Below are 8,131 nucleotides of genomic sequence, written 5' to 3'. Positions count from 1 at the left end.
GTAAACTTCTGCTTCCCACATTTCATCTGCACTCTCATAACCGAACCTCGCATTCACTAAAGCATAAGCCCCCTGATAAGAGGTTTCATGGTTCGGCGCAGTAAAGTACTGCTCATCCTGCCACGCATACTCCAAGCGGTAACTTAACGTACCACTTGGCAAGTCATGAAAGTACTGGCCAGCCAAACTAACTTTATGAGCTGGAGATGCAACCATATCATCCCCAGAAGCATCCTGTTCAGGCTGAGCAATCGAGCTATCAGCGTTTACAACTGGCGGAATGATATAATTATCATATTCTGCATTCAAAAACGCATAATTCATTTCTATCGCCAGGTTATAGGTTGGCATCCACTTATTTTCAATCTCAAGTCCAAAAATATTCGCTTCTGCAGCATTAGAAACATTCAATACACCTGGACTTGTAAACTCTGATACCTGCAAGTCCTGATAGTCGCTATAAAATAAAGCTATGTTTGAATGTAGTTTTTTATCTAATAGCTGGAACTTACTACCTATTTCGTAGGACCAAACCTTCTCGGGAGAATACTCTGGCGAAGCATCCGTCATGTTGTAACCGCCGCTTTTGAAACCGCGTTTGACACTGCTATACACCATCGTTCCAGAATCATATGTATAATCAAGCGAGAACGATGGGCTCCATGAGTCCCAAGAATTAGAGGGCGACGCAGAAAAATCTAATGTAGGATCTGCGTGATCATACACATTGTCAAATTCTTTTTCTTCACTGCTGTAACGCAAACCCAGAGTTGTATTCAGCCGATCCGTTATTGAGTAGGTTCCTTGCCCAAAGAGCGCATACGCCTGTGTTTCGTTTTTGGAGTCTACGACAACAATTGTAGAGTTAATGGCAGTGTCAGATTCATGCTCTTCTTGCAAATAATATGCACCTGCCACCCATTTTAGCCTGTCACCTTGATATTGAAGACGCAGTTCTTCCGAGAGCATATTCTGCTGCTCTTCATACTCTGTCACCAGATACACCACATCGCTACCATCTGTATCTTCCTTTAACTTGAGATCTAGGTCTCTATACCCTGTCAGAGAAACCAAGGTTAATTCAGGAGATATTTTTCGCGTATACTCGATTGAGGCGCCATAGTTTTTGCTTTCTGTATAGGGGTCAACATCATTGACATTAACCGACCATGGATCACTAGGAACTATTGCTCCTGCTGCTAATGTACCTGCTGCACCATCCGAGTTCACAAGCGTCGTCTTATAAGCCGCTGGATTCCTATCAATATCTGAATAATCTGCCCTTAACACTAACTCGCTTTTGTCATCGAGCAAAAAGCGCAATGCCCCGCGAGTCGCTAAAGAGTCGTCATCCAATAAACCATCAACACCTGTTGCAGCAGTATTCTTGACGTAAGGATCGTGATCGGTCTTAACAACAGCTAAACGGCCTAGAACCTTATCCTCAGAAATTGTGCCGTTTATCATGCCGCCTACGCTGCGAAAACTATACGAGCCAACTTCTGCGAATAGCTTACCGCTAGACTCCGCTTCTGGTTTTTTAGTGATCAGGTTAATCGTACCGCCGGTAGAGTTTCGACCATACAAAGTACCTTGTGGCCCACGCAGTATTTCGACTCGTTCAACGTCGAGAAAGTCTTCAAGAATTGAGGTTGTTCTAGATTGGTAAACACCATCGACGTGAACGGTGACACTTGGGTCTGAACCAATAAAGTCCAGGTTACTACCAATACCACGCATGTAGAGCCGTGCAGACTAGCCATTATGTGTAAGGTTCAACCCCGGCGTTTGCATACGCAGGTCTTTGATATTTCCAATACCAGCATCGCTCATATCTTCTTCGGTGTAGGCCGAAATTGCTGCCGGTACTTCTTGGAGCTTCACCTCGCCTTCTTTGGTCCCCGTTACCGTCACATCCTTTAGTTTTAATGGCTGCTTTGCTTCTGTCGGCGAGTGTCCATCGGCCCAAGCCGTCGCTGACAATATAGAGCAAAGTAGAATGGAAGATGAGGTAAAAATCGGCTTGCGAGACATTTAAACTATTCTCTTAGATTTTTTCGCGACTACGTACTGGACATCCAGTAGATATCATTATTTCGTAGCTCGCTTTTTTATACTATTTATAGTCTTTTGACTATAGGATAGATCCGTAAAAATACCAGCCTCAAAGCGCTCTAGAATACTCACTACTATTTTTGTCCCACTGATGGAAATTCTGTGTTAACGTAGCACTTCGTTTCCCCAATATTATTTTCTATTTTCTGCGAAAAACGGATTTATGACTGCTATCGCCGCGATCGACCTTCAGGAAGCTTCTGAACACCCTCATATCCCAACGCTTTCCCAACTGAGTTTATGGGTTGATGCCGCTCTTAAAGCCTCACTTCATGATAGGAAAAAGCACGAACAAGAATATGAGCTTACCGTTCGTATTGTCGACAAGGAAGAAAGCCGATCATTGAATAGCCAGTATCGCGGCAAAGATAAACCCACTAATGTTTTGTCTTTTCCTTTCGAAGCGCCAGCCGAGATTGAGCTTAACCTTTTGGGCGATTTGGTAATCTGTGCCCCTGTGGTAGCAAAGGAAGCAGCGGAACAGTCGAAGCAAGAAATAGCTCACTGGGCTCATATGGTGGTTCATGGCACTTTGCACCTGCAGGGCTACGACCATATCGAGGACGATGAAGCAGATATGATGGAGGCGCTTGAGGTGAAAATTCTGGCTGAACTTGGCTTTCCAGACCCTTACACTGAGATCGTCGAAGATGATACTATTGCAAACCACGATACAGCATAGGATTCGCTAGAAAACGTTTATGAACGAAGATAACTCAAAACCTCCGAGTAGCCAGTCAGGCCATAGTAAAGCCAAGCAAGAACATAAAAATAGTTCAAAAGGCTGGTTTGAAAAACTCACCCAGGCTTTTTCAGATGAGCCTGCGTCGCTGCGCGATATTATGGATATTCTCCGTACCGCAGAAGACCGAAACGTTCTCGATGCTGACTCGCTCAGTATTATCGAAGGCGCGATGCAAGTCACCGACATGCAAGTTCGCGAAGTGATGATTCCCCGCTCCCAGATGATTACCGTACGCGCGACGCTTGAGCCTGAAGAGTATATGCATAGCATTATCGAGTCTGCTCACTCACGTTTTCCGGTTATTGGCGAGTCAACTGACGATATTATCGGTATTTTGCTTGCTAAAGATTTACTGCCCCTAGCGATAAAAGGACAACTTAGCAAAAACAAGATTTCTGAGGCTTTACGGCCAGCGACGGTTGTACCTGAGAGCAAGCGATTAAATCAGCTTCTTAAGGAGTTTAAGCAAAACCGTAATCATATGGCAATTGTTGCCGATGAGTATGGCGGTATTGCCGGGCTTGTAACGATTGAAGATATTCTTGAGCAGATCGTGGGCGAGATCGAAGATGAGCACGACATCGATGACGAAGCGTTAATTAAGCCTCTTACTGATGGCGAGTATAACGTAAAGGCCATCACCCCTATTGATGAATTTAATGAGTACTTTTCAACGGAACTGCCAGATAAGGAATTCGACACCATTGGAGGCCTGATTCTGAAGAAGTTCGAACGCCTGCCCCGCCGCGGTGATACAACTCTTATGTATGGCTTTAAAGTAACAGTACTTAATGCTGATAACCGAAGCATTCGCTTGGTGAAGATAGAGAAGAATTGATATTCCAGCGGTTTCAATGGGGTCAGACTCGATTGAAACCGCAATATTTTCAATCGAGTCTGACCCCATTGAAATTTGACACTCCATGAACCTATTCCCGTCTCTGCCCAAGCCCTTAATTTTCATTTGCCTGTTAGTAGCCGGTGCACTGCAAACCTTCACACTTGCCCCATATGGCTTATGGCTACTAGGCCCTATTTCGATTGCATTGATACTACTTTGCACGCAAGCCTTAAAACCTTCAGGCAAAGCCGAGAAAGGTTTTTTGTATGGTTGGATATTTGGCTTAGGGCTTTTTGGTTCAGGCGCTTCGTGGGTTTACGTTAGTATTAACACCTATGGCAATGCGCCACCAGTGCTTGCAGGTGGCTTAACTGTCATTTTTGTTGCTGGCTTGGCCCTGTTTAGCGCTTTGAACTTCTGGCTCTACTTCAAACTACGCGGTGACAACACATTAATAAACAGCTTTTTATTTACCGCGATATGGGTCTTGGGTGATGGTTTTCGGACTGTATTCCTAACGGGTTTCCCCTGGCTATTTTTGGGCTATTCGCATCTTGAGTCACCTTTAAGCGGTTGGATCCCGGTGATTGGTGTACACGGGCTTACCTTCATTGTTGCACTAAGCGGCACCGCTTTAGCCTTGTTGTTAGCTTCTGATACTAAGCAGCACAAGTTCGGTTTACTCGCTTTTGCACTGATCTTCTGGATTAGCGGGCCTGCATTAAGCACCATTAACTGGAGCCAAAGTAAAGTTAGCAATACTGAAGATTCTAAAGATGAGCTCAGCGTCGCGCTGATTCAGACTAATATTCCCCAAGAACTTAAATGGCGACGTTCACAAATTCCAAAAACCTTAAAACTACTCGAGACCATGAGCGAGCAGGCCTGGCAGAGTGATGTGATTGTTTGGCCAGAAACGGCGGTGCCCAGGTTATATGACCAGGCCCTTCCATTTTTGAATGTAATGTCTGAACTGGCGAAAGCGAATAATAGTAATATTTTCAGCGGCATCCCCTTTCGACACATCGATAGAGAGAGCGGTCGCCAGGTTTACCACAACAGTATTGTTAGTCTTGGTGCGCGTGAAGCAGAAGGCGAAAGTATCTACCATAAACAGAAATTGGTTCCCTTTGGGGAATATGTTCCGCTGGAAGATTTATTGCGTGGCCTGATCGACTTCTTCAACCTACCCATGTCTGACTTTCGAACCGGTGCAGAAGACCAAGCCTTGCTAAAGTCCTTCGACTATCAAGTGGCGCCATTTATTTGCTATGAAGTGGTCTACCCTGATTTTGTTGCCAAGCAGTCGGCCGACGCAGATTACCTGATCACCATCAGTAACGACAGTTGGTTTGGCACCTCGATAGGCCCGCTTCAACATTTGGAAATGGCGCAGATGCGTGCTGCTGAAAATGCCCGCTACATGGTGCGCGGCACCAATAATGGGGTTAGTGCGATCATCGACGAGCGCGGAAAGATTACAGCCCAAAGTGAGCAATTTGTACAAACGATTTTGTTTTCTAAAATTCGTTTACTGGAAGGACGCACACCTTTTTCACACACTGGTTCCACTCCCCTATTTTGGTTTTGTGCTCTGCTCGTTTTAGTACTAAGAGTCAGGCGCTGAAAAGCATCAACAGAAGCGTGAAAAGCACCGTAATCTAGGCTAGAATAGCCGGCTGGTTTTAGTCGGCTTGATGCTTTATCCATCTTTAAGCGCCAAGCTTCTAAAAAGTACCTTATTTTTCACTCTTTATAAAAACACGCGACATTGAAGACTCTCATGCAAGAACATTATCAACCGCAGCAAATAGAAGAAAAAGCCCGTAAATTTTGGCAAGACAACAACAGCTTTGCTGTCACTGAAGACGAAACAAAAGAGAAATACTACTGCCTGTCCATGTTCCCTTATCCGAGCGGAAAACTACATATGGGCCACGTGCGTAACTACACCATTGGCGATGTTGTTTCTCGCTATCAGCGCATGCAAGGCAAAAACGTAATGCAACCAATGGGTTGGGATGCTTTTGGTCTTCCTGCAGAGAATGCTGCGATCAATAACAAGGTAGCACCTGCCAAGTGGACCTACGAAAATATCGAATACATGAAGACTCAGTTGAACGCACTGGGCTTTGGCTACGACTGGAGTCGCGAACTGGCGACCTGTCAGCCTGAGTACTACAAGTGGGAACAGTGGTTCTTCACCAAGCTTTACGAGAAAGGTTTGGTTTACAAGAAGAACGCAACCGTCAACTGGGACCCTGTCGACCAAACTGTTTTGGCAAACGAACAGGTTGTTGATGGCCGCGGCTGGCGCTCTGGTGCTTTGGTCGAGCGTAAAGAAATTCCACAATGGTTTATCAAGATTACTGATTATGCTGAAGAGCTGTTGGCAGATCTCGATCAGTTAGATGAGTGGCCTGAGCAGGTCAAAACCATGCAGCGCAACTGGATCGGCCGCTCTGAAGGTTTGGAATTCTCATTCGACCTAGCAGGTCGAGATGACAAGCTAAGCGTTTATACCACTCGCCCAGATACTTTAATGGGTGTGACCTACGTTGCAGTTGCTTCCCAGCACCCTCTTGCTCTTGAAGCGGCAGGGAATAATGCTGAGGTGAAAGCCTTTGTTGAAGAGTGTAAGAACAACAAAGTCGCTGAAGCAGATATGGCGACGATGGAGAAAAAAGGTATTCCAACCGGCTTTACTGCTATCCACCCAATTACGGGCGAAGAAGTACCTGTTTGGACGGCTAATTTTGTCTTGATGGATTACGGTTCAGGTGCGGTTATGTCGGTACCGGCTCACGATGAGCGTGACCATGAATTCGCCAAGGCTTTCCAGCTTCCTATCAAGCAGGTGATTGCGCCGGAAGACGGCAACGACATAGATGTACAAGAAGAAGCTTTTGTTGAAAAAGGCGTATTGGTGACTTCAGGTGAATTCACCGGCCTAAGCTCGGCAGAAGCCTTTGATGCCATTGTTGCCAAGTTCGAAGCGCTAGGCACTGGCAAAAAGCGTATTAACTATCGCTTGCGTGACTGGGGTGTTTCTCGCCAGCGTTACTGGGGCACACCTATCCCGATCAAGAATCTTGAAGACGGCAGCGCGATTCCTGTTCCTTTAGATGAGCTGCCTGTTGTACTGCCTGAAGACGTTGAGCTGAACGGTGTCACCTCACCTATCAAGAGCGACCCGGAGTGGGCAAAGACGACTCATAATGGTCAGCCTGCACTACGTGAAACAGATACCTTCGATACCTTTATGGAATCGTCTTGGTATTACGCACGTTACTGTTCACCTCAGTCTGCTGACAGCATGTTAGACCCAGGCGCGGCAAATTACTGGCTGCCTGTAGACCAATATATTGGTGGTATTGAGCACGCTATTTTGCACCTGCTTTATGCGCGCTTTTTCCACAAACTGTTACGAGATGTCGGCTTGGTAAATTGTGACGAGCCGTTCAAGCGTCTGTTATGCCAAGGCATGGTATTGGCTGAAAGCTTCTATCAGGAAGACGATAAAGGTGGCAAGATCTGGATCGCGCCAGCTGAAGTCGATATCGAGACGGACGAAAAAGGCAAAACCATTAGCTGCAAGCGCAAGTCTGACGGTAGCGAAGTGTTGTCTTCTGGCATGAGCAAGATGTCGAAATCTAAGAACAACGGTGTTGACCCACAAACCACCATCGACCAGTTTGGTGCTGATACCGTTCGTTTGTTTATTATGTTTGCTGCGCCTCCTGAGCAATCATTGGAATGGTCTGACAGTGCGGTTGAAGGTTCAAACCGTTTCCTTAAGCGTATCTGGCGCCAGGTGTATTCTCACGTTTCTCAGGGCGATGTGGCTGCACTCGATGTTGCCAGCTTGAACAAAGAGCAGAAAGCGCTTCGCTTAAAAACGCATGAAACGATTGCTAAAGTAAGTGACGACGTTAGCCGCCGCTTAACCTTTAACACAGCAATCGCGGCTATTATGGAGCTAATGAATACAGCCTCGAAGTTTGTTGATGTCAGTGAGCAAGGCCGTGCGGTCATGCAGGAAACGCTTGAAACCGTTACTTTACTGCTTGCACCAATCACGCCTCATATTTCACATGAGCTATGGGAAACCCTGGGCCACAAAGACGCAGTTATCGGCGCGGGCTGGCCAAGTGTTGACGAGAGCGCCTTGGTTAAGGCTTCGCAAACGATCGTTATTCAGGTGAATGGTAAAGTAAGGTCCAAGCTTGACGTGCCTGCTGATATCAGCAAAGAAGCAATGGAACAAACTGCTTTGGATGATGAAAACGTTAAACGCTTTACAGATGACAAGACCGTTCGTAAAGTAATCGTTGTACCTGGAAAGCTGGTTAATATCGTTGCGAACTAGGCAACGATAGACCTGTTCTTTCCTCCTTAATATCGCCCCTCGCTTAAAGCTTCGGGGCGAT

At 46.0% G+C, this 8,131-nt stretch carries 6 protein-coding genes; 4 read left to right on the top strand and 2 right to left on the bottom strand.

Annotation, left to right across the window (positions count from 1 at the left end; genetic code table 11):
- Together A3756_RS10255 and A3756_RS10250 are read right to left on the bottom strand one after the other, a co-directional pair.
- On the bottom strand, window positions 1–1,740 hold a 1,740-nt coding region (locus A3756_RS10255; protein ID WP_068553445.1), incomplete at its 3' end, for a TonB-dependent receptor.
- 15 nt (window positions 1,741–1,755) lie between these two features.
- Window positions 1,756–2,034: a hypothetical protein gene (locus tag A3756_RS10250; protein WP_068553444.1), complete on the bottom strand. Its 279-nt coding sequence runs from the start codon at window positions 2,032–2,034 to the stop codon at window positions 1,756–1,758.
- A 244-nt stretch (window positions 2,035–2,278) separates the two neighbouring features.
- Between A3756_RS10250 and ybeY the strand changes: the two genes are divergently transcribed.
- The 4 genes from ybeY to leuS all read left to right on the top strand — a co-directional run bounded on the left by ybeY (window position 2,279) and on the right by leuS (window position 8,070).
- Window positions 2,279–2,797, top strand: a complete 519-nt coding sequence (gene ybeY, locus A3756_RS10245) for an rRNA maturation RNase YbeY (protein WP_068553443.1) — start codon at window positions 2,279–2,281, stop codon at window positions 2,795–2,797.
- A 19-nt stretch (window positions 2,798–2,816) separates the two neighbouring features.
- Window positions 2,817–3,698: an HlyC/CorC family transporter gene (locus A3756_RS10240; protein WP_068506685.1), complete on the top strand. Its 882-nt coding sequence runs from the start codon at window positions 2,817–2,819 to the stop codon at window positions 3,696–3,698.
- Window positions 3,699–3,783: 85 nt separating this feature from the next.
- A complete protein-coding gene (lnt, locus tag A3756_RS10235; protein WP_068506687.1) occupies window positions 3,784–5,328 on the top strand; it encodes an apolipoprotein N-acyltransferase in 1,545 nt (514 codons plus the stop codon).
- Window positions 5,329–5,484: 156 nt separating this feature from the next.
- Entirely contained in the window at window positions 5,485–8,070 is a 2,586-nt protein-coding gene (gene leuS, locus A3756_RS10230; RefSeq protein ID WP_068506690.1) for a leucine--tRNA ligase, read from the top strand.
- Window positions 8,071–8,131: the final 61 nt, after the last annotated feature.

This window comes from Oleiphilus sp. HI0086, assembly GCF_001635225.1.
The sequence above is the reverse complement of the archived record's forward strand: the minus strand, read 5'-3'. Positions and strand labels throughout refer to the sequence as shown.

Coding starts and splice junctions, on each gene's coding strand:
- A3756_RS10250 (WP_068553444.1), bottom strand. CDS start 2,034: ATGTCTCGCAAGCCGATTTTTACCTCATCTTCCATTCTACTTTGCTCT.
- ybeY (WP_068553443.1), top strand. CDS start 2,279: ATGACTGCTATCGCCGCGATCGACCTTCAGGAAGCTTCTGAACACCCT.
- A3756_RS10240 (WP_068506685.1), top strand. CDS start 2,817: ATGAACGAAGATAACTCAAAACCTCCGAGTAGCCAGTCAGGCCATAGT.
- lnt (WP_068506687.1), top strand. CDS start 3,784: ATGAACCTATTCCCGTCTCTGCCCAAGCCCTTAATTTTCATTTGCCTG.
- leuS (WP_068506690.1), top strand. CDS start 5,485: ATGCAAGAACATTATCAACCGCAGCAAATAGAAGAAAAAGCCCGTAAA.